19 protein-coding genes are annotated in these 20,343 nt (G+C 59.9%); 5 read left to right on the top strand and 14 right to left on the bottom strand.

From position 1 onward, the window contains the following. The 7 genes from RO069_RS21260 to RO069_RS21230 form a co-directional block, all read right to left on the bottom strand. Positions 1–672: a DUF2959 domain-containing protein gene (locus tag RO069_RS21260; RefSeq protein WP_328190203.1), complete on the bottom strand. Its 672-nt coding sequence runs from the start codon at positions 670–672 to the stop codon at positions 1–3. A gap of 84 nt (positions 673–756) precedes the next feature. Continuing rightward, a complete protein-coding gene (gene mnmE / locus RO069_RS21255) occupies positions 757–2,127 on the bottom strand; it encodes a tRNA uridine-5-carboxymethylaminomethyl(34) synthesis GTPase MnmE (RefSeq protein WP_328190201.1) in 1,371 nt (456 codons plus the stop codon). Positions 2,128–2,221: 94 nt separating this feature from the next. Beyond that, positions 2,222–3,922, bottom strand: coding sequence for a membrane protein insertase YidC (gene yidC, locus RO069_RS21250; protein WP_328190199.1), 1,701 nt, complete (start codon positions 3,920–3,922; stop codon positions 2,222–2,224). 4 nt (positions 3,923–3,926) lie between these two features. Further along, positions 3,927–4,184 carry a membrane protein insertion efficiency factor YidD gene (yidD, locus tag RO069_RS21245; RefSeq protein WP_328190198.1) on the bottom strand — a complete coding sequence of 86 codons (258 nt, stop codon included), beginning with the start codon at positions 4,182–4,184 and terminating at the stop codon, positions 3,927–3,929. A 5-nt stretch (positions 4,185–4,189) separates the two neighbouring features. Continuing rightward, entirely contained in the window at positions 4,190–4,573 is a 384-nt protein-coding gene (gene rnpA / locus RO069_RS21240; protein ID WP_328190196.1) for a ribonuclease P protein component, read from the bottom strand. Positions 4,574–4,586: 13 nt separating this feature from the next. Further along, positions 4,587–4,721 carry a 50S ribosomal protein L34 gene (gene rpmH / locus RO069_RS21235; RefSeq protein ID WP_004579611.1) on the bottom strand — a complete coding sequence of 45 codons (135 nt, stop codon included), beginning with the start codon at positions 4,719–4,721 and terminating at the stop codon, positions 4,587–4,589. A 392-nt stretch (positions 4,722–5,113) separates the two neighbouring features. Beyond that, the gene (locus RO069_RS21230) at positions 5,114–5,422 is read right to left on the bottom strand and encodes a hypothetical protein (RefSeq protein ID WP_328190195.1); all 309 of its coding nucleotides are present in this window, start codon (positions 5,420–5,422) and stop codon (positions 5,114–5,116) included. Here RO069_RS21230 and dnaA point away from each other — a divergent pair. The 5 genes from dnaA to gyrB all read left to right on the top strand — a co-directional run bounded on the left by dnaA (position 5,402) and on the right by gyrB (position 12,949). Next, positions 5,402–6,898, top strand: coding sequence for a chromosomal replication initiator protein DnaA (gene dnaA / locus RO069_RS21225; protein ID WP_328190193.1), 1,497 nt, complete (start codon positions 5,402–5,404; stop codon positions 6,896–6,898). The genes RO069_RS21230 and dnaA overlap by 21 nt on opposite strands. A 45-nt stretch (positions 6,899–6,943) precedes the next feature. Continuing rightward, complete coding sequence (gene dnaN, locus RO069_RS21220) at positions 6,944–8,047, top strand: DNA polymerase III subunit beta (RefSeq protein ID WP_328190192.1); 1,104 nt, start codon at positions 6,944–6,946, stop codon at positions 8,045–8,047. A gap of 68 nt (positions 8,048–8,115) precedes the next feature. After that, positions 8,116–9,399, top strand: coding sequence for an ABC1 kinase family protein (locus RO069_RS21215; RefSeq protein ID WP_328190191.1), 1,284 nt, complete (start codon positions 8,116–8,118; stop codon positions 9,397–9,399). Continuing rightward, entirely contained in the window at positions 9,399–10,538 is a 1,140-nt protein-coding gene (recF, locus tag RO069_RS21210) for a DNA replication/repair protein RecF (RefSeq protein WP_328190189.1), read from the top strand. Before RO069_RS21215 ends, recF begins: the two co-directional genes overlap by 1 nt. Further along, positions 10,535–12,949: a DNA topoisomerase (ATP-hydrolyzing) subunit B gene (gene gyrB, locus RO069_RS21205; RefSeq protein WP_328190188.1), complete on the top strand. Its 2,415-nt coding sequence runs from the start codon at positions 10,535–10,537 to the stop codon at positions 12,947–12,949. Before recF ends, gyrB begins: the two co-directional genes overlap by 4 nt. A gap of 66 nt (positions 12,950–13,015) precedes the next feature. Here gyrB and RO069_RS21200 read toward each other — a convergent pair whose 3' ends face one another. From RO069_RS21200 to RO069_RS21170, 7 genes are all read right to left on the bottom strand, one after another. Next, the gene (locus RO069_RS21200) at positions 13,016–13,753 is read right to left on the bottom strand and encodes a TetR/AcrR family transcriptional regulator (RefSeq protein ID WP_328190187.1); all 738 of its coding nucleotides are present in this window, start codon (positions 13,751–13,753) and stop codon (positions 13,016–13,018) included. A gap of 122 nt (positions 13,754–13,875) precedes the next feature. Beyond that, positions 13,876–14,577 carry an ABC transporter ATP-binding protein gene (locus RO069_RS21195; protein WP_328190185.1) on the bottom strand — a complete coding sequence of 234 codons (702 nt, stop codon included), beginning with the start codon at positions 14,575–14,577 and terminating at the stop codon, positions 13,876–13,878. Next, a complete protein-coding gene (locus RO069_RS21190) occupies positions 14,577–15,353 on the bottom strand; it encodes an ABC transporter ATP-binding protein (RefSeq protein ID WP_328190183.1) in 777 nt (258 codons plus the stop codon). The genes RO069_RS21195 and RO069_RS21190 overlap by 1 nt, the downstream gene beginning before the upstream one ends. Then, positions 15,346–16,293: a branched-chain amino acid ABC transporter permease gene (locus RO069_RS21185; RefSeq protein ID WP_328190181.1), complete on the bottom strand. Its 948-nt coding sequence runs from the start codon at positions 16,291–16,293 to the stop codon at positions 15,346–15,348. The genes RO069_RS21190 and RO069_RS21185 overlap by 8 nt, the downstream gene beginning before the upstream one ends. Next, entirely contained in the window at positions 16,290–17,159 is an 870-nt protein-coding gene (locus RO069_RS21180; RefSeq protein ID WP_328190180.1) for a branched-chain amino acid ABC transporter permease, read from the bottom strand. The genes RO069_RS21185 and RO069_RS21180 overlap by 4 nt, the downstream gene beginning before the upstream one ends. 74 nt (positions 17,160–17,233) lie before the next feature. Continuing rightward, complete coding sequence (locus RO069_RS21175) at positions 17,234–18,460, bottom strand: ABC transporter substrate-binding protein (protein ID WP_328190178.1); 1,227 nt, start codon at positions 18,458–18,460, stop codon at positions 17,234–17,236. 123 nt (positions 18,461–18,583) lie between these two features. After that, positions 18,584–20,197 (bottom strand): long-chain-fatty-acid--CoA ligase, encoded by a 1,614-nt coding sequence (locus tag RO069_RS21170; protein WP_328190176.1) that lies wholly within the window; start codon positions 20,195–20,197, stop codon positions 18,584–18,586. Positions 20,198–20,343: the final 146 nt, after the last annotated feature.

The raw sequence follows: 20,343 nt of genomic DNA, 5'->3' as shown, positions 1-20,343 counted from the left end.
CTATTCCGATGCCTGGAACCGCTGGATAAAGGCATCGGACTCGGCAATGGAGTCTTCCATCTGCCGGATCAGGGTGTCCACGTCCTGGCGGAGCCGGCCCAGCTCGCTTTCCAGGGAGGCGATGGCCTGGGCATTGAGGTTATGCTTGAGGAACAGCATCTGGTCCTGGAAGGCCCGGAGCACCGGTTCCATCCGGCTCTCTGCCTCATGCATGCGGCTGATCAACTGTTCATAATGGTGCTGGGTGTCCCGCAGTTTCCGCTGGCTGGACTGGCGCAGGGACTGGTTCTCGTACAGGTCCAGCTCTTCCTCCCACTCCTCGAACAGGGCTTCGGCCACATCTTCCACTTCATCGATACGCTCTCGGACATCCTCGGCAGCAGCCTCGCTGTCCTCGTAGGCGTCCCGGACTTCCTCGTACTTGTCCTGCAAGGGCGTTTCCGGAGTGTCCACCACACTCTGGAAACGCTCGAGGGACGAACGGAAGGTTTCCTGGGCACCATTCTGGGAATCCCGGGCGTCCTCCACCCGGTCCACCAGGATATCCCGTTTCTCGAAACCCAGCTTTTCCATGGTGTTGTAATACAGGGTACTGCAACCGGCGAGGAGTATGACAACGACCAGTGCGAGAACCGGCTTCAGCAATGGGGAATGTCGTAGCGAGAAGGCCATCGGTGGACTCCGTGACAAGGCGTTGAGCAGCTCATCCTAGTCTGCATTGCTGATGGAATGGAACCCCGCCTGTGCAGTGAGGGTTTACTTACCGATGCAGAAACTGCTGAAAATCTTGCCCAGCAGGTCATCGGAGGTCATCGCACCGGTGATCTCACCCAGGGCGTCCTGGGCAGCTCTCAGGTCTTCGGCCAGCAGTTCGCCGGCGCCATAGCCCTGGAGCTGGTCCTGCCCCTGGTGGAGGGAGTCCAGGGCCCGGTTGAGGGCATCCAGGTGGCGGCGGCGGGCCAGGAAGCCGCCTTCAGTGGTGGCGGCGAAGCCCATGCATTCCTTCAGGTGATCCCGCAGTATTTCCAGGCCGTCGGCGGATTTGGCCACCAGGCGTATCACCGGCGCCGCCTGGTGGGGCTCGGCGGTGATGCCGACGGTTTCACCGGACAGGTCCACCTTGTTGCGGACCACGGTGACTGGGGCCTGATCCGGCAACTGATCGATGAAATCCGGCCAGATGGCATGGGGTTCGGTTTCCGGAGTGGTGGTGGCGTCCACCATCAGCAGGATACGGTCGGCCTGGCGGATCTCGTCCCAGGCCCGGGCGATACCGATCTGTTCCACTTCGTCCGGGCTGTCCCGCAGACCGGCGGTGTCGATAATGTGCAGGGGCATGCCGTCGATGTGGATATGTTCCCGCAGCACATCCCGGGTGGTTCCTTCGATGGCGGTGACGATCGCAGCCTCGCGGCCGGCCAGGGCATTGAGCAGGCTGGACTTGCCGGCATTGGGGCGGCCGGCGATCACCACCTTCATGCCATCCCGCAGCAGACTGCCCTGATGGGCTTCCACAAGGATCCGGTCCAGGTCGGTGACAATGCGATCAAGGTCCTCAGCGACCTTGCCGTCCGCCAGGAAGTCGATTTCCTCCTCGGGAAAGTCGATGGCGGCCTCCACGTATATCCTCAGGTGGGTAACCGATTCCACCAGCTCGTTGATCCGTTTCGAGAATACCCCCTGCAGGGACTGGACCGCGGAGCGGGCGGCCTGCTCGGAACTACTCTCGATAAGGTCGGCAATGGCCTCAGCCTGGGTCAGGTCGAGCTTGTCGTTGAGGAAGGCGCGCTCGGAGAATTCCCCCGGCCGGGCCAGCCGGGCCCCCAGTTCACAGACCCGGCGCAACAGAAGATCAAGGATGACGGTGCCGCCATGGCCCTGTAGTTCGAGCACATCCTCGCCGGTGAAGGAGTGGGGGTTGGGGAAGAACAGTCCGATGCCCTCATCGATCAGGCTGCCATCGTCCTCCAGGAAAGGGCCGAAGTGGGCATACCGGGGCCTGGGTTCAAAACCCAGTACCGCCCGGGCAATGGTGGCAGCGGAGGGACCGGACACCCGCACAATGCCGACGCCGGCCTGTCCTGGTGCGGTGGCGATAGCGGCAATGGTATCGGTGGTCGGCTGCATCGGATACTCCGGTATGGGCGAGGGCGGCGACCCTGAAATACAAAGGGCCTCGTGACGAGGCCCTTTGATTCAACAGGGAAAGGCAGCTTTCACGCTAGCCTTTCCGGGTGGCCATTTCCTGCTCGATCTTGCGGGTAATGTACCACTGCTGGGCGATGGACAGAATGTTGTTGGTCAGCCAGTACAGCACCAGACCGGCCGGGAACCACAGGAAGAATACCGTAAACACGATCGGCATCAGCTTCATGATCTTGGCCTGCATGGGATCCGGCGGTGTCGGGTTCAGGTGCATCTGCAGCATCATGCTGGCGCCCATGAGGATCGGCAGGATGAAGTACGGGTCCATCTGGGACAGATCCTGGATCCAAAGCATGAACGGCGCATGGCGCAACTGCACACTCTCGAACAGCACCCAGTACAGGGCGATGAACACCGGCATCTGCACCAGGATCGGCAGGCAGCCCCCGAGCGGATTGATCTTTTCCTTCTTGTACAGCGCCATCATCTCCTGGGACATGCGCTGGCGATCATCACCGTAGAGTTCCTTCAGACGGGTCAGCTGCGGTGCCACTGCCCGCATGCGGGCCATGGAGCGGTAACTGGTGGCGGACAGCTTGAAGAACACGGCCTTCACGACCACCGTCAGCAGAATGATGGACACACCCCAGTTGCCAACCAGGCCATGGATCCAGTCCATGAACAGGAACAGCGGCAGTGAGATGAAGAACAGGAAGCCAAAGTCAACGGTGCGGTCCAGATTAGGGGCCACGGTCTCCAGCCGTTCGATGATCTTCGGGCCTACGTAGACGCGGGCTCCAGTCTCGACGGACTCACCCGGTTCCACCACGGTGGCGGGGCTGACAAAGCCCATCACATTGAGGTTGCCCCGGGTCGTGGTCTGGTACTGGTGAGCCTGGTCCCGCGGCGGGATCCAGGCGGAAATGAAATAGTGCTGGAGGAAAGCCAGCCAGCCATTGGTCACCGAGCGGTTAACGTTGCTGTCCTCAAGGTCGGAGAAATCGAACTTCTCGTAGGGATCCTCCGGAGAACTGATTACCAGTCCCAGGAAGGCCCGGATACCCATGCTGTTCTGGGCCGTGGGGTCAGGAGCCTCGTCACGGAGAATCTTGCCGGTGAAATTACCCTGCCAGGTATTGTCGGACTGGTTGTCGATCAGGTAGCGGACATCAATCTCGTAACTGTTCCTTTCCAGGACATAGCGTTTGGTGACGTTTATCCCCTGGCTGGACTGGAAGGTGAGATCCACCTGCAGGCTATCTTCACCTTCGTCGAGGGTTACTTCCGGATCCGCTACCTGGTACACCGGGGTTTCGCTGTTCTTGCGACTGTCAAAACCGTCGCGACCGATCATTCCGCTTTCCAGGAAATAGGTGCGATTCTCGGTGGTCTGGAGCAGGCGCAGGGGCTCTTCGCCATCCAGGGTCCGATCGTAGTCCAGTAGCGAGGCTTCCACCAGGTTGCCGCCCACCCGGTCAATTTTCAGTTCCAGGACATCGGTGCGAACCGTTACCAGTCGATCCGCTGTGGAGAGATTGGCATCCCCGGGGGTGGTCTGTTCACCCGGTGCGTCCAGGTCACCGGATGATTCGGATACCGGTTGCCCGCTGTCAGGCAGGGACAGTTCGTCGTCGCTGGAGGGGGCCTCAAAATCCGCAGACTGTTCCTGGACCGTGGGGGTTTCCACAGGCTGGTTATAGTCCTCGTTCCAGGCCAGGACCATCAGGTAACTGACTATGGCAAGACCGGCAAATAATACGATGCGCTGAATGTCCATAAACTTAGTCTGCAGTTGGGTTGGCGTTTGCTCGGGTATCTGACCGGTCAGTACCGGGCACCGGATCGTATCCGTGAGTTCCCCAGCGATGACAACGGGACAGGCGTCGCGCCGCAAGCCATGATCCCCTGATAGCGCCATGGGTGTTGATGGCTTCCAGGGCGTAGGCGGAGCAGCTGGGAGTATGACGGCAGTGGCTGGCCATCATTGGACTGATGGCGTAGCGATAGACTTGGATGGGAACTACCAGGAGAGATCGCATGGTGCCTATCCAGAAGGGCCACTACCGATATCGGATTCACGGGACTTGCCGGCCAGTTTCTGCCAGAGCGAGTCCAGGGCCCGGTGCAGTGCCTGGTTATCCTGCGTGGCCAGGTTCTGCCGGCCCAGGACAACAATATCCAGGGACCCCAGGTCATTGCGGTGGCGAAAACTTTCCCGAACCAGCCGTTTCACGCGGTTGCGCTGGACAGCGTGTTTCAGGTTGCGTTTTGAGAAAATCAGGCCAAGCCTGGGCTGCCCAAGGGTATTGGGCGCTGCCAGAATCAGGAAGTGCCGGTGGGGAACCCGTACCCGCACGTTGTTGAAAACGCCCGAATAGTCGGCGGGGCGCAACAAGCGTGACGATTTGGGAAACGAGTGATCCCCCACACTGAAATCCGGATCAGGCGGACAGACGTGCGCGACCTTTGGCGCGACGACGCGCGATAACCTTGCGACCGTTGGCAGTTGCCATGCGGGCACGGAAGCCGTGAACGCGCTTACGCTTCAGTACGCTTGGTTGAAACGTTCTTTTCATGATTACGCTCTCGTTGATCGTGAGGGTGGTTTGCAGCGCCTTGATTGGCTGCAAAATGAACAGTCAAAACAGGAGCGGCATTCTAAGCAAATCGGGGGGTGATTTCAATGGTTTCTGTGAGGGTACGGGGAGCGCTGGTGCAGGGATTACCGAGAGGTGCCCGAAAGAGTCGTGCCCGGTGGCAATAACTGTATCAATAGGTTTTTCTGATTCTTTTAAATCTTTTCTATTATTACTGTTATTAGGCTGCCGCATTTCTGTGGAAAAGCGATCTATCGTCAGTAAAAACAGGATATTGGCCTTGGGGTAAGGTTGTTGTGAAGTGCGGGTAAGCCCTGTGGAAAGGGGCGGTAGGAAATGGGGAGAAGTCGGTAATTTTCAAAACAGGGCGGTTATCCCCGATCCGTCAAGGTTTCATGAACAGGCTTGCTGACAGATTGTCGACAGGGTCCTGTGGATAAGTTTTTGAGATTGATTTTCTGTACACAACCGTGTGTGTAAAATTGTAAAAATTTGATAAAAAAGAGAAAATATTTCCACAGGCTGTTCACGGTGTCGCTTTTCAGGCTTTTTCTCAGGGCCAGCGGGGAGTACAATTTCCGGTCTTGTGGTCTGCCGTCCGGCAGGCCGGGGTTAACCGAACGGGTTACGAATTTCATCAGCATCGGAGGCAAGCGGACGTGCCGCAGCAGATCTGGCATCAGTGTCTAGAAGTACTCCGGGATGAGTTTCCGGCGCAGCAGTTCAACACCTGGCTACGGCCCCTTCAGCCTGAACTGGATGATGGCTACCTGGTGCTGTTCGCGCCCAACCGGTTCGTTATGGACTGGGTCAACCAGAAATACCTGCGCCGGATCGAGGAAGTGATCAAGGACCTGGAAGGTGGGCAGGCCCCACGGGTCAATATGAAGGTGGGTACGGCCTCCCGACCGAAGGCGGATGGTCAACCTCAGGCCGGGTCTTCCCCGGATCAGTCCTCCTCGCGAAAGATGAATGGCCATGGCCCGGCCACGTCGGAACGCGGCCGGGGGGCGCCCCGCGCTCCGGTATCCGACGATTCGGGCCATGTCACCGAGGAAGAGAAAGGGGTGGCGGCGTCGGTGCCCTCCGGGGGACCCAAGCGTTCCTCGGTACAGGTTGAAGGGGATATCAAGCACCAGTCCTTCCTCAATGAGGGGTTCACCTTCAACACGTTCGTGGAGGGCAAGTCCAACCAGCTGGCCCGGGCGGCATCCATGCAGGTGGCGGAAAACCCCGGTGGGGCCTATAACCCGTTGTTCCTCTACGGTGGTGTGGGCCTGGGTAAAACCCACCTGATGCACGCCATCGGTAATGAGATCGTGGCTCGGAATCCCAACGCCAAGGTGGCCTACCTGCGGTCGGAGCGGTTCGTGGCGGATATGGTCAAGGCCCTGCAGCTCAACGCCATCAATGAGTTCAAGCGCTACTATCGCTCGGTGGATGCGCTGCTGATCGATGATATCCAGTTCTTTGCCCGCAAGGAGCGCTCCCAGGAGGAGTTTTTCCACACCTTCAACGCCTTGTTGGAGGGGGGGCAGCAGGTTATTGTTACCTGTGACCGCTTCCCGAAGGAAATCACCGATATGGAGGAGCGGCTGAAGTCCCGCTTTGGCTGGGGCCTGACGGTGATGGTGGAGCCACCCGAACTCGAGACCCGGGTCGCCATCCTGATGAAGAAGGCGGATCAGGCGGGTGTCCGGCTGAGCAGCGAGGCGGCGTTCTTCATTGCCCAGAAGATCCGCTCCAATGTGCGGGAACTGGAAGGTGCCCTGAGGCTGGTGATTGCCAACGCCCATTTCACCGGGTCGGAGATCACGCCACCGTTTATCCGCGAAAGTCTGAAGGACCTGCTGGCGCTGCATGAAAAGCAGGTGAGTATCGACAATATCCAGCGCACGGTGGCGGAGTACTACAAGATCAAGGTGGCGGACCTGCTGTCGAAACGCCGCACCCGCACGGTGACGCGGCCCCGGCAGATGGCCATGGCCCTGTCCAAGGAACTGACCAATCACAGCCTGCCGGAGATTGGCGACGCCTTTGGCGGACGGGACCACACCACCGTACTGCATGCGTGCAAGAAGATCGTCGAATTGCAGGAGAGTGACCCGGGGATCCGGGAGGACTACCAGAATTTCATGCGTCTGCTGACGAGCTGACGTTGAGAAGCCGATAAGAACACATCCACAGGAACGTCGAGTGACATGAAACTGACTATCAGCCGAGAATCACTGCTCACGCCGCTACAGTCCATTGCCGGTGTGGTGGAGCGGAAGCAGACCATGCCTGTCCTGTCCAACGTACTTCTGGTGGCGGAAGATAACCACCTGACGCTGACTGGTACCAATATGGAGGTGGAACTGGTGGCGCGGGTGTCGCCGGTTCATGTGGATCAGCCTGGAGAGATCACGGTACCGGCCCGCAAGCTGGCGGATATCTGCCGCGCCCTCGGGGATGAAGCCCCCATCGAACTGGGCCTGGAAGGGGATCGCCTGCACCTGCGCTGCGGGGCCAGTCATTTCACCCTGTCCACACTGCCGGCCCAGCATTTCCCCAACGTTGAGGACGAGGAAGCCAGTATCCGACTGGAAGTTCCGCAGAAGGAAATGGGCCGCATGCTGGAAGCGACGGCTTTCGCCATGGCTCAGCAGGACGTGCGTTATTACCTCAACGGACTGCTGCTGGAAGTAGCGCCGGATTACCTGCGCACCGTGGCAACGGATGGGCACCGTCTGGCCATGGCTCACTTCGACATGCCTACCGGCGTAGAGGACGTCCGCCAGGTGATCGTGCCCCGCAAGGGCGTGCTGGAGCTGTCCCGGCTGCTGGATGATGTGGAAAACCCGGCGACGTTGGTGATTGGTGACAATCACCTGCGGGTAACGGTCGGTTCCTACACGTTCACTTCCAAACTTATTGAAGGTAAGTTCCCGGATTATAATCGGGTTATCCCCAGGGGCGGTGACAAGGTGGTGATGGCCGATCGGTCGACACTGAAGAATACCCTGCAGCGGGCCGGTATCCTGTCCCACGAGAACATCCGCGGCGTCCGCCTGCACCTGTCCTCCGGCAAGCTTGAGGTATTCGCCAATAACCCGGACCAGGAACAGGCGGAAGATGCCCTGTCGGTGGACTACCAGGGCGAGGCACTGCAGATCGGTTTCAACGTGGGCTATCTTGTGGATGTCATGAACGCACTGGATGATGATCAGGTCCGGATGACCCTGTCCAATCCCAACAGCAGCGCCCTGATCGAATCGGAAACTGAAAGCCGCAGTCTCTATGTGGTGATGCCCATGAGGCTGTAACCGAAGGTTGATCCTCCCCGGATGGATAATCCGGAAGGGGTAACGGACTCTGAAAGGAGAAGCACGCGATGGCACGGGTAACGGTAAGCCAGGGTCTGAAAGGCGCCCTGCGTATTGGTCAGACCATGACGGTACTCGGCCGCACCGGCCTGGGCTGGGTGCGGGGCCATCGTCCGCCGGCACCCCGGATGCTGCGGGAAACCTTCGAGTCCCTGGGGGCCACTTACATCAAGCTGGGACAGTTTATAGCCAGTTCCCCTACCTTCTTTCCCCGGGAGTACGTGGATGAGTTCCAGGGCTGCCTGGACCGGACCTCCAGCATTCCCTATACCGCAATCCGTCGCATTCTGCGGGAAGAGCTGGGGCGTCCGCTGGAAGAGGTGTACAGCGAGATCGACCCGGTTGCCCTGGCCTCCGCCTCCATTGCCCAGGTTCATGCGGCAAGGCTGGTGACCGGTGAGGAAGTCGTGATCAAGGTGCAGAAGCCCGGTGTGGAAACCGTGTTGCTGACGGACCTGAACTTTCTCTACCTGTCCTCCAGGCTGGTGGAAACCCTGGCACCGAAACTGTCGTGGACGTCGCTGTCGGGTATCGTCGAGGAAATACAGCAGACCATGATGGAGGAGTGCGACTTTATCCAGGAAGCCCGGAACCTGGATACCTTCCGCCGCTTTCTCCAGGACACCCATAATGAAGAGGTGGTGGTTCCCAAGGTGTACCACCAGTGCAGCACCCGCAGGGTGCTGACCATGGAACGCTTCCACGGCGTTTCCCTGACGGACCTGGAGACCATCTGCCGGGTGACCCAGGACCCGGAGCGGACGCTGATAACCGCCATGAACACCTGGTTTGCCAGCCTGACCCAGTGCGAGTTCTTCCATGCGGATGTTCATGCCGGCAACCTGATGGTGCTGGATGATGGACGCATCGGGTTTATCGACTTCGGTATTGTGGGGCGCATCCGCCCCCAGACCTGGCAGGCGGTGTCGGACTTTATCGGGGCGGTCATGGCCGGCAATTTCGACGGCATGGCGGATGCCATGGTGCGCATTGGTATTACCCGCGAATCGGTGGAGGTCACCGCCCTCGCCCGGGATCTGCGTAATCTCTACCAGAGCATGGATCGCATGGTGCCGGATGATTCCGCCAGTGAGTGGCAGGGAGCGGATACCGATGACGAGGTGAACAACATCCTTATGGAAGTGGTCCGTATCGGTGAAGACCACGGCCTTCATTTCCCCCGGGAGTTTGCCCTGCTGTTGAAACAGTTCCTGTACTTTGATCGCTACGTCCACATTCTGGCGCCGGAGATGGATGTGTTCATGGATGATCGTCTGACCATGTTGCACTGATGGCGCTGCTGTCCCTTCAAACCGATAAGTTCAGAAATCTTTCCCCTTCCCGACTTGAGTTCTCGCCATCGGTCAACCTGATCTATGGTGAGAACGGCAGCGGTAAGACCAGCCTGTTGGAGGCCATTGGTTATCTGGGGCTCGGTCGCTCGTTTCGCCAGCATCGCCACAAGGTGGTTTGTCACCAGGGTGACCAGCAGTTCGTGATCTTCGGTCAGGTAAAATCCGCCCACCTTAATGAGAATCACGGTGGTATCTCCAGGCTGGGGTTTTCCCGGAATGTGCAGGCCCAGGAGACCAGGCTCCGGGTCGACGGGGAGAATGTCTACAGCCTGTCGGTACTCGCTTCCCTGTTTCCGGTATCGGTGATTGATCCCGGGGTTTTCGACATTGTCGCGGGTGGTCCGGGCAAGCGAAGGCAGTTTCTTGACTGGCTGGTGTTCCACGTGGAACCTTCCTTCGGAGCCCTGTGGCAACAGTGCCAGCGAAGTATCTCCCAGCGGAATCGTATCCTCAGAAGTGGTACAATAGATGATCACTTGCTGCAGGTCTGGGACCGGCAGTTTGTCGAATTGTCGGAGCAGGTCGATCGGCTTCGGGAATCGGTCTTCCGAACATTCCAGGAGGAATTCAGGGCTACGCTCGCTGACAGTCACAGCGAGTGGTCAGAAGCTCTGAAGGTGGACTATTACCCGGGCTGGGACCGGAAAAAGGGACTGTATAACACCCTGCTGGAACACCGAGAACAGGAAAGGAAGGTTGGGCACACTTTGTACGGTCCCAATCGTGCCGATATCAGGCTCCGCTATCACAATCGGGCCGTCGCTGAGATCTTTTCCCGTGGACAACAGAAGACACTGGTCATCCTGATGAAGCTGACTCAGGGAAAGGTGCTTGCTGACCGGGGAAAACAGGTTACCTTCCTGCTCGACGATATCAATGCAGAGCTGGATCAGGGCCACCGCAGGCTGTTGGCCGAACGACTGATCCGGTTGGGTAGCCAGGTGTTTTTAACGGCGATTGAACGACCCGACCCCACTCAGTTGTGGGAGAGTCCGCTGCCGGAATACAAAATGTTCCACGTGGAACATGGGCAGCTAATGGAAGAACAAACCAGCGCTTCAGGAGCGTCCGAATGAGTGAACAGAGTTATAACTCCTCCAGTATCAAGGTTCTCAAAGGCCTGGATGCCGTGCGTAAACGCCCTGGCATGTACATCGGCGATACCGACGACGGCACCGGTCTTCATCACATGGTGTTTGAACTGGTGGACAACTCGATTGATGAGGCGTTGGCCGGATACTGTTCCGAAATTGGCGTAGTGATTCATGCCGACGAATCGGTGACGGTCAGGGATAATGGGCGGGGCATTCCGGTGGATATCCACGAGGAAGAAGGTGTCTCCGCCGCCGAGGTTATCATGACGGTGCTACACGCCGGCGGTAAGTTCGACGACAATTCCTACAAGGTCTCCGGCGGTCTGCACGGTGTTGGGGTATCGGTGGTCAACGCCCTGTCGTCCACACTCAAGCTGACTATCCGCCGGGATAATAAGGTCTACGAGCAAACCTACACCCATGGCGTGCCCAACGGTCCCCTCGGTGTTGTCGGCGATACCGATCGTAGCGGCACCGATGTAACGTTTATCCCCTCCCCGGATACCTTCACCGGCATCGAATTCCATTACGACATCCTGGCCAAGCGTCTTCGGGAGCTGGCGTTCCTGAATTCCGGGGTTCGTATCCGTCTGCAGGACGAGCGCAGTGGCAAGGAAGAGGTCTTCGAATACGAAGGTGGCCTGCGGGCGTTCGTGGAGCACCTGAACACCAACAAGACGCCCCTGAACCGGGTCTTCCATTTCACCCGGGAGCGGGAAGACGGCATTGTGGTGGAAGTGGCGATGCAGTGGAACGACGCCTTCCAGGAGAATATCTACACCTTTACCAACAACATCCCCCAGCGTGATGGCGGTACCCACCTGGCGGGCTTCCGTGCCGCCCTGACCCGTTCACTGAACAATTACATCGAGCAGGAAGGCCTGGGCAAGAAGACCAAGGTGAATACGTCCGGCGACGACGCCCGGGAGGGCCTGACCGCCATCATCAGTGTGAAGGTGCCGGATCCGAAGTTCTCCTCCCAGACCAAGGACAAGCTGGTGTCCTCGGAAGTGAAGACGGCGGTGGAACAGGAGCTCTACCAGTCTTTCTCCGACTACCTGCAGGAACAGCCCAACGAAGCCAAGGCCATCGTCAACAAGATGATTGACGCGGCCCGTGCCCGGGAAGCGGCTCGCAAGGCCCGGGACATGACCCGTCGCAAGGGTGCCCTGGATATCGCCGGTCTGCCCGGCAAACTGGCGGACTGCCAGGAAAAGGATCCCGCCCTGTCAGAACTGTTCATTGTGGAGGGTGACTCCGCCGGCGGTTCCGCCAAGCAGGGCCGCGAACGACGCACCCAGGCGATCCTGCCTCTGAAGGGCAAGATCCTGAACGTGGAGAAGGCCCGGTTCGACAAGATGCTGTCCTCCGCGGAAGTGGGCACGCTGATCACCGCCCTGGGCTGTGGTATCGGTCGGGAGGAATTCGATCCCGACAAGCTGCGTTACCACTCCATCATCATCATGACCGACGCCGATGTGGATGGCTCCCACATCCGTACCCTGCTGCTGACCTTCCTGTTCCGGCAGATGAAGGAGATTATCGAGCGTGGTCATGTGTTTATCGCCATGCCGCCGCTGTACAAGGTCAAGCGCGGCAAGCAGGAGCAGTACCTGAAGGATGAGCGGGCCAAGGAAGCCTACCTGACGCAGACTGCCCTGGAGAACGCCCAACTGTTCGTCAATCCGGATGCGCCGGCCATCAAGGACACCGCCCTGGAAACCATGGTGAAGGACTACCAGGCGGTGATGGCCATGATCGACCGGTTGTCCCGGGCCTATCCGGAGCTGGTGCTCAAGCAGATGGTCTATAACAGCACGCTGACGCCGGATGACCTGCCCTCCGAGAAAGCCGTGACCCGCTGGGTGGGCCGACTGGGCGAAGGGCTGGATCTGGATACCCGTACCGGTACCAAGTACACCTTCTCCGTGGAGCGGGATACCGAGCGCAACCTGTTCCTGCCGAAGGTCACCACCTACGTCCATGGCATTCCCTATACTCATGTCTTCAGCCATGATTTCTTCGAATCATCGTCCTACAAGGCCATTGCCCGCCTGGGCGAAACCCTGGACGGGCTGATCGAGGACGGCGCCTACATCCAGCGGGGCGAGCGCAAGCAGGCGGTACTGAGCTTCGAAGGCGCCCTGGAGTGGCTGATGAAGGAAGCCCAGCGGGGCCTGAACATCTCCCGCTACAAGGGGCTTGGTGAAATGAACCCGGAGCAGCTGTGGGAAACCACCATGGACCCGGAAACCCGTCGCATGATGAAGGTAACCATCGAGGACGCGATTGCCGCGGATCAGATCTTCACCACACTGATGGGGGACGATGTGGAACCCCGTCGGGACTTTATACAGACCAACGCCCTGTCGGTAACCAACCTGGACGTCTAAGTCCCCGACAAAAAAGCCCCGGTGGCGGTGATGCCAGCGGGGCTTTTTTGTACCTGGTCAACAGGCTCAGGAGGCGGTGGTTGCGGTCCGGCTGACATTGATACCGGCACCCTCCGATACGGGCAACAGGTAGGTCTTCAGCAGATCGTTCAACTGGTTGGCGTAGTCCTCCACCGAGACGCCCTGATCACGATACTTACGCCGTTTGAGGTACCAGTCCTGCAGCATTGCCTTGATCAGCGAGGACAATAGCCTGGCGTTAATCTCCCGGAACACCCCCCGCTCGATGCCTTCCGAGATGACATTGCAGAAGATGGTCTCTATCTCCCGCTCGGTGGCGATCGCATTCTGTTTCTCTACCGCTGGCAGACTCTTGGCTTCCATGAAGGAAAAATAGAACCAGGGGCGGATCAGCTCACTCAGGAACACATGGGCCCTGATCGCCTGGGACAGCTTGCTCATCGGGTCGTCAATACCGTTGATATAGTGGAGGACGGTACGGCGGGTCAGCTTGAAGCCGTGGCTCTGGATCAGGTGAATCAGGTCATCCTTGTTGCGGATGTAGGCGTAAAGCCCGCCCATGCTGAGGCCGGAGTCCGCGCACAGGTCTCTCAGGGTCATGGCGTGGAAACCCTTGGAGTTGGCCAGCCTGAGGGTGGAGTCGATAATCCGGGCAAGGTTCCGGGTCGCCGTGCCTTCCTTCTTTATGCGGATCCGGTCGGTATTCTCCTGGTAGAGTTCCCTGCAGATTTCTTCCTTGGACAACGCCAGTTCCGCTTTGAATGTCTCGTAATCCTGAATCATAGTTTACTTGCCTGCTTGCGAAGTGAGCAGTATACGCCATGTCCTATTGCCATGCCGAGGCCGGCTTCGCAGGTTGTAGGGGTTGATCACGCCCCGATACAACGGCCGGGACGCTACTGATATCAGGCCACCGACAGGTAGCGATCCTGGGTCTCCGGGTCGTTACGCAGGGTCTCGCTGCTGGCCTCGTGAACCACCTTGCCTTTCTCCAGAATGAACGCTCGCTGCGCGTGCCTGAGGGCAAAATGCACACTCTGGTCGGTAAACACGATCGTGGTGTTCCGGCCCAACTCATCTATCAGACGACCAATTTGCTGTACGATGACCGGGGCCAGGCCTTCGTTCGGCTCATCCAGCAACAACAGCCTTGGCTGAATCATCAGGGATCTGGCCACGGTCAGCATCTGCTGCTGGCCACCGGACAGGGTGGCGCCGTCCTGGTGTGCGAGTTCCGCCAGCATGGTGTACTCGTCAAAGATCCTTTCTATGGTCCAGGCCTGTGGTTCTCCGGGGCGCCGGTATTCGGCCACCTCCAGGTTCTCCCGCACCGTCAGGCCGGGAAAAATCCGCCGGTCCTCCGGCACATAGCCGATACCCAGGCGGGCGATACGGTGAGCGGGAGTACCGGCAATGGAATGGCCATCAAAGGTGATACGGCCGTATCTTGGGGGTGTCAGTCCCATGATGCTCTTGAGCGTGGTGCTTTTTCCCGCTCCATTGCGTCCGAGCAAACAGACGGTCTCCCCTTCGTTAACCGAGAAGTTGAGACCCTGCAATGCCAGGCTCTCGCCATAATAGGTGTGGATATCATCAACCTCGAGCATCACGCTTCGGCCTCCTCTTGCTCTTCTTCCTCTCCCAGGTATGCCCGCCGCACTTCAGGGTGGGCCCTGACCTCCTCCGGGGTGCCGAAGAACAGGTTCTCCCCCCGGTGCATGACCAGGATCCGGTCGGCCAGGCCGAAGACCACGTCCATGTCATGCTCGGTGATCAGGAAGGTGTAATCGCCGGATTCCGCCAGCTTCCGGATCAGGGCGGTGGTGCGACGGGTCTCGTCCGGGGTCATGCCGGCGGTGGGTTCGTCCAGCAGTACCAGGTGGGGGCGAGTGGCCAGGACCACCGCAATTTCCAGCAGTCGTTTATCGCCGTAGCTGATTACTTCCGCCCGCCGCTCCGCCAGGTCCAGGATCTGCAGTCGCTCCAGCAGGCCCCGGGCTTCCTCCTGGACGGCGCGGTTGCGGCTGGCCAGGTTGAACAGCTTGCGGCTGTGGCCGTGGAAGGCGGTCAGGGCCACCTCCACATTTTCCTGTACTGTCATCTCCGGAAAGATATTGTTGATCTGGAACGACCGGGACACCCCCATACGGCTGATCCGGTGTGGCGCCAGCCCGGTGATATCCCGGCCTTCCAGCAGGATACGGCCGTCACTGGGTGTCATGCGCCCCGACACCATGTTGTAGAAGGTGGTCTTGCCGGCGCCGTTGGGGCCAATAATGGCAATGGTTTCCCGGGGTTGCAGCTCCAGATCTATTCCCGAGACGGCGGTATTACCCCCAAAACGTTTTGTAAGGTTACTTATAGTAAGTATTGGATCAGTCATGTTTGTTGGTCCACCAGTCCAGCAGGGTTCCGAGGGCACCCTGGCGAAAGAACATCACCATTAACGCGAGCACGATGCCCAGGAACAGCATCCAGGCCTCGGTAAAGCTGGTGATCCAGGTTTCCAGCAACACGAAGATGGCGGCGCCCGCGAAGGGCCCCAGGAAATACCCGGTGCCGCCGAGGATGGACATCAGCACCGGTTCCGCCGACATCGACCAGTGCATCAGCTCCGGACTGGCCACCCGCAGGAACGGCGCGATCAGGGCGCCGGCCAGTCCGGCGAAGGTGCCGGCAATGGTGAATGAGGCCAGACGATAGCTGCGCACGTTCAGGCCACAGAAAGCCACCCGCTCCGGATTCTGGCGGATCGCCCTGAGGATCAGCCCGAAGGAGCTGCGGCTGATGAGGTAGAGCACCAGCAAGGCGATACCCACAATGGCGAGGGTGACGTGGTAGTAGACCGCCGGATTGCCCAGGGTCAGGTCCAGCCCGAGACCGAACTCGCTGATCCGGAAGCCGGCAATGCCGTCACTGCCGTTGGTCACATCCCGCCAGGAATGGGCGATGGTGAATACCATCATGCCGAAGGCCAGGGTCAGCATGGCGAAATACACCTCACTGAGCCGCACGCAGAAGAATCCGATCACCAGGGCCAGCAGTCCGGAGAACGCCATGGCCGCCACCAGGGTATAGACCAGCGGCCAGTCCAGGTGCAGCAGGAGCATGGCGGTGGTGTAGGCACCCATGCCGAAATAGGCCGCGTGGCCGAAACTGAGCATGCCGGTAAAGCCAAACACCAGGTTGAAGCTGACCGCAAACAGCCCGAGGATCAGGATCTCGGTGAAGATAAAGAGATAAAAATACGGGGCGAACCAGGGCAAGGCGATCAGCAGTGCCACGGCAAGCAGTAGTGCCCCCATCACGATGGTCTGTCTCATGCGCTTGCCCCCTTGCCCATGATGCCCGTGGGTTTGAACAGCAGCACCAGGGCCATGCCAAGGAACGGCAGTAACAGGTTGAAGTCGGGCAGGTAACGTCCGCCAAAACCGTAGATGGCGCCGAGGATCAGGGCCCCGATCAGTGCGCCCGGGAAGCTGCCCAGGCCCCCGATGACCACCACAATGAAGGACTCGATAATGATCTTGTCACCCATGCCGGGATCGATGGTACGCATGGGGGCCGCGATCACACCGCCGACGCCAGCCAGCCAGGCGCCAAAGGCAAACACGCCGGTGACCACCAGCCGGGTGTTGATGCACAGGGCCTCGGCCATGTCCCGGTCGAGGGCCGCGGCACGCATGATCTTGCCAATTCGGGTACGGTTGAACAGGTACCACAGCCCCGCCACGATGATCAGGCCCATGGCGATCACGAACAGGCTGTAGACCGGGTAGGGACTGCCCAGCAGCGACACCGTGCCTTCCAGCAGCGTCGGCGGGTAAACGGTCTGTATGTTGGAGCCGTAGATGCTGCGCACGCTCTCGCTGATAATCAGCAGGATGGCGAAGGTCAGCAACAGACTGTCCGCCACGTCCCGGCCGTAGATGAAACGCAGCATCAGGCGGTCGATCACCACGGCGATCACGGCGACGCCCAGGGGCGCGATCAGCAATGCCATCCAGAACGGCAGGCCGATCAGGGCAATCAGGGTGTACCCGAAATACGCCCCCAGCATGTACAGGGCCCCGTGGGCAAAGTTGATGATATTGAGCACGCCAAAGACGATGTTCAGTCCCACTGCAATCACAAACAGCAGCAGGCCCATCTCCAGGCTATTGAGTAACGCCGCTCCCAGGCCAGACATAGACACCTCGATTCAGTGATTGTCGGATCAGCCGGCTTCCCTGCCCTGCTGACCATCCCCTGGTCCGCACCCGGTTACAGGGAGCAGCCGGTTTCGGACACGGGGCGGGCCACCTGCTCGCCGTCAAATACCCTGACGTCGGACAGGGTGCGGATGCCATGCTCAGGGTGCATGGGGCCGGAGACACCCCAGTTGGGACTGACCATGGCCTGGTTGTCGCCCTTGCGGAACGTCACCTGGCCGTTGGGGGCGTCCATGGTCATGCCGGACAACGCACTGGCCACCGCCTTGCCATCGGTGGTGCCGGCGGCTTCCATGGCCTGCTTGTAGGCATAGACCGCGGCGTAGGCGCCTTCGGCGTTGTAGCTCGGGGCACTGCCGTATTTGTCGAGGTAGGCTTTGACGAACGCCCGGTTGATATCGTTGTCGTAAGCGTCGTACCAGTAGCGGGTGGACAGCCATACGCCTTCCGGCATCTGGTCGCCCAGGGCGTCAAGCACCTCGGTGGCCGCCCCGACGGTGAACATCACCTCATAGCCCTGGTCGAAGAAGCCCAGGTTATTGGCCTGGCGGATAAAGTTGACCAGGTCGCCGCCCCAGGTGGAAATGATGATGCCTTCCGGCTCGGCGTCCATGACACCGTTGATAAATGGGGTGAAGTCCTCGGCCCCGAAGCGTGGGAAAGCGGTGTATTCCATCAGCTCCACCTCTGGTTTCATTTCCTTGAGGTAGTTGCCAAAGTACTCCCAGGTCTGATGGCCGAAGGCGTAGTCCGGGCCGATGGTGGTCCAGCGGGTGGCGTCCAGCTCCGAGGCGATCATCGCCGCCGCCTTCTGGTTCTGGGCCACGTTGACGCTGATGCGATAGGTGAATTCATTGCACAGCGAGCCGGTGACATCCGGGGTGGCAGCGTGGGTAATGATCAGCGGCTTCTGCAGCTCGGGCACGGTGGGCACCATCCCCTGGGCCACCCCGGAGCTGTCCAGCCCGACCAGGGCGTCGACGCCATCCTGGTAGACCAGCTTGCGGGCCGCCTGGATGGCGGTGGCCGCCTTGGCCTGACTATCCTCGTAGATCACTTCCACCTGGCGCCCGAGGATGCCGCCGGAGGCGTTGATCTCCTCCACGGCCAGGTTGATGCCCCGCTGGGCAAACTCACCATAGGTGGCGGCACTGCCGGACAGAATATAGATGCCGCCGAGGCGGATCGGATCCTCCGCGGTGGCATTGCCTGCCCCAAGGGACAGGGTGATGGCAGTGGCCGCTGAAACCAGCAGGTTCTTGGCACTGAACTGTCTCATGTTCGATCGCTCCTGACATTGTTGTCTTTGTTGTTACTGGAAGCCGTTTTTCCGGATACTCCGTCCCTGTGGTTTTGTTATGGCCTTCCCTGTATTCCTGTAACGGGGTCTCCCCGTCTGATGCTACGGGGCCAACTGGTCCCGCAGGATGTTCTTGCGGATCTTGCCGGTGGCGGTCTTCGGCAACTCGCCTATCACCACGTGTCTGGGCACCTTGAACCGGGCGAGTCGTTCCCGGCAGTGGTCGATGATCATCGCCTCGGTGAGCGAGCCGTCGTCGTGAACCGGGGCCACGAACGCGCAGGGCACCTCGCCCCAGGTCTCGTCGGCCATGGCCACCACCGCGGCTTCGGAGACCGCCGGGTGCAGGTAGAGGGCTTCCTCCACCTCCAGGCTGGAGATGTTCTCGCCCCCGGAGATGATGATGTCCTTGGCCCGGTCGCGGATCTCGATGTAATGGTCCGGGTGCACCACGGCCAGGTCCCCGGAATTGAACCAGCCCCGGTGGAATGCCCGGTCGGTGGCATCCGGGTTCTTCAGGTAACCCTTCATGATGGTGTTGCCACGGATGCAGATTTCGCCAAGGGTCTGGCCGTCGTGGGGCACGGGCTCGCCGGTGTTTCGGTCGAGCACGGTGATGTCGTCCACCGACAGGGTCTGCACCCCCTGGCGGGCCATCTTCAGCGCCTTCTTCTCCAGCGGCAGATCCGCCCATTCCGGTTGCGGCACGCACAGGCTGGCGGGGCCGTAGGACTCGGTGAGGCCGTAGAGGTGGGTGATCTGGAAACCGATTTCCCCGGCCTTGCGGATCACCGCGCTGGGGGGCGCCGCACCGCCGAGGGCAAACTGTGCCGGTGAGGACAGCCGCCTGCCCTGCCGGCCCAGTTCGGTCAGCACCATGTTCAGCACAATGGGTGCTCCACACAGGTGGGTGACGCCATATCGCTCAATGCGCTGGTAGATCTCCTCCGCGTCCACCTGCCGCAGGCAGACATGGGTACCACCCACCGCGGTGATGGCCCAGGTGTAGCCCCAGCCGTTGCAGTGGAACATGGGCAGGGTCCAGAGGTAGACGGTGCGATCGTTCATATTGAAGGCCATGGCATCGCTCATGGCCGCCAGGTAGGCGCCCCGATGGTGGTAGACCACGCCCTTGGGGTTACCGGTGGTGCCGGAGGTGTAGTTGAGGCTGATGGCGTCCCATTCATCCCCGGGTCCCGGCCCATTGTCCCCGGTATCGGCAGCGGCCAGCCAGCCTTCATAACCCTGGTCGGCGAGGCCGTCGCTGGCGCCGGCGTCCCGCTCCACGGCGATCAGCATCGGTCGCTCGTCCACCGACGCCAGGGTGTCCCGTACCAGGGACTCGAACCCGGTGTCATAGACCAGCACCCGGGCCTCGCCATGGTTGAGGATAAATCCCAGGGTGGCGGCGTCCAGGCGGATATTGAGCGTGTTGAGCACGGCGCCGGCCATGGGCACGCCGTAGTGGGCTTCAAGCATCTCATGACTGTTGGGACACAGCATGGCCACGGTGTCGTCCCGACCGATGCCGGCATCGGTCAGGGCATTGGCCAGACGGCAGCTCCGCTCCAGGAACTGGCGATAGCTGAGGGTCATGTCCTCGTCGATGACAGCGGTTTTATAGGGATAGACAGTGGCCGAACGCCTGAGGAAGCTTACCGGGCTCAGGGGGGCGTAGTTGGCCACGGTTTTACCCAGTTCATTGTATTTGTTCATGGGTGTAACCGTTATTGTCTGTGTTGGGCTGGCCCCTACGTGTTTTTGTTGTCTGGGCTTAAAAGAACGTAGAGCGAGCGTTCGACATATTCAAATGAGAACGCCATTGATTTTTGCTATGAAGAGCTCCAGGAAAAAAAGAAAAA

This window comes from Marinobacter sp. OP 3.4, from assembly GCF_036224885.1.
Classification (GTDB): domain Bacteria; phylum Pseudomonadota; class Gammaproteobacteria; order Pseudomonadales; family Oleiphilaceae; genus Marinobacter.
This window is presented reverse-complemented; position numbering and strand designations above follow the sequence as displayed.

Excerpts from the sequence above, each read along its gene's own strand:
- RO069_RS21260 (WP_328190203.1), bottom strand. The coding sequence starts at position 672 with ATGGCCTTCTCGCTACGACATTCCCCATTGCTGAAGCCGGTTCTCGCA.
- mnmE (WP_328190201.1), bottom strand. The coding sequence starts at position 2,127 with ATGCAGCCGACCACCGATACCATTGCCGCTATCGCCACCGCACCAGGA.
- yidC (WP_328190199.1), bottom strand. The coding sequence starts at position 3,922 with ATGGACATTCAGCGCATCGTATTATTTGCCGGTCTTGCCATAGTCAGT.
- yidD (WP_328190198.1), bottom strand. The coding sequence starts at position 4,184 with ATGCGATCTCTCCTGGTAGTTCCCATCCAAGTCTATCGCTACGCCATC.
- rpmH (WP_004579611.1), bottom strand. The coding sequence starts at position 4,721 with ATGAAAAGAACGTTTCAACCAAGCGTACTGAAGCGTAAGCGCGTTCAC.
- RO069_RS21230 (WP_328190195.1), bottom strand. The coding sequence starts at position 5,422 with ATGCCAGATCTGCTGCGGCACGTCCGCTTGCCTCCGATGCTGATGAAA.
- dnaN (WP_328190192.1), top strand. The coding sequence starts at position 6,944 with ATGAAACTGACTATCAGCCGAGAATCACTGCTCACGCCGCTACAGTCC.
- RO069_RS21215 (WP_328190191.1), top strand. The coding sequence starts at position 8,116 with ATGGCACGGGTAACGGTAAGCCAGGGTCTGAAAGGCGCCCTGCGTATT.
- recF (WP_328190189.1), top strand. The coding sequence starts at position 9,399 with ATGGCGCTGCTGTCCCTTCAAACCGATAAGTTCAGAAATCTTTCCCCT.
- gyrB (WP_328190188.1), top strand. The coding sequence starts at position 10,535 with ATGAGTGAACAGAGTTATAACTCCTCCAGTATCAAGGTTCTCAAAGGC.
- RO069_RS21200 (WP_328190187.1), bottom strand. The coding sequence starts at position 13,753 with ATGATTCAGGATTACGAGACATTCAAAGCGGAACTGGCGTTGTCCAAG.
- RO069_RS21195 (WP_328190185.1), bottom strand. The coding sequence starts at position 14,577 with ATGCTCGAGGTTGATGATATCCACACCTATTATGGCGAGAGCCTGGCA.
- RO069_RS21190 (WP_328190183.1), bottom strand. The coding sequence starts at position 15,353 with ATGACTGATCCAATACTTACTATAAGTAACCTTACAAAACGTTTTGGG.
- RO069_RS21185 (WP_328190181.1), bottom strand. The coding sequence starts at position 16,293 with ATGAGACAGACCATCGTGATGGGGGCACTACTGCTTGCCGTGGCACTG.
- RO069_RS21180 (WP_328190180.1), bottom strand. The coding sequence starts at position 17,159 with ATGTCTGGCCTGGGAGCGGCGTTACTCAATAGCCTGGAGATGGGCCTG.
- RO069_RS21175 (WP_328190178.1), bottom strand. The coding sequence starts at position 18,460 with ATGAGACAGTTCAGTGCCAAGAACCTGCTGGTTTCAGCGGCCACTGCC.
- RO069_RS21170 (WP_328190176.1), bottom strand. The coding sequence starts at position 20,197 with ATGAACAAATACAATGAACTGGGTAAAACCGTGGCCAACTACGCCCCC.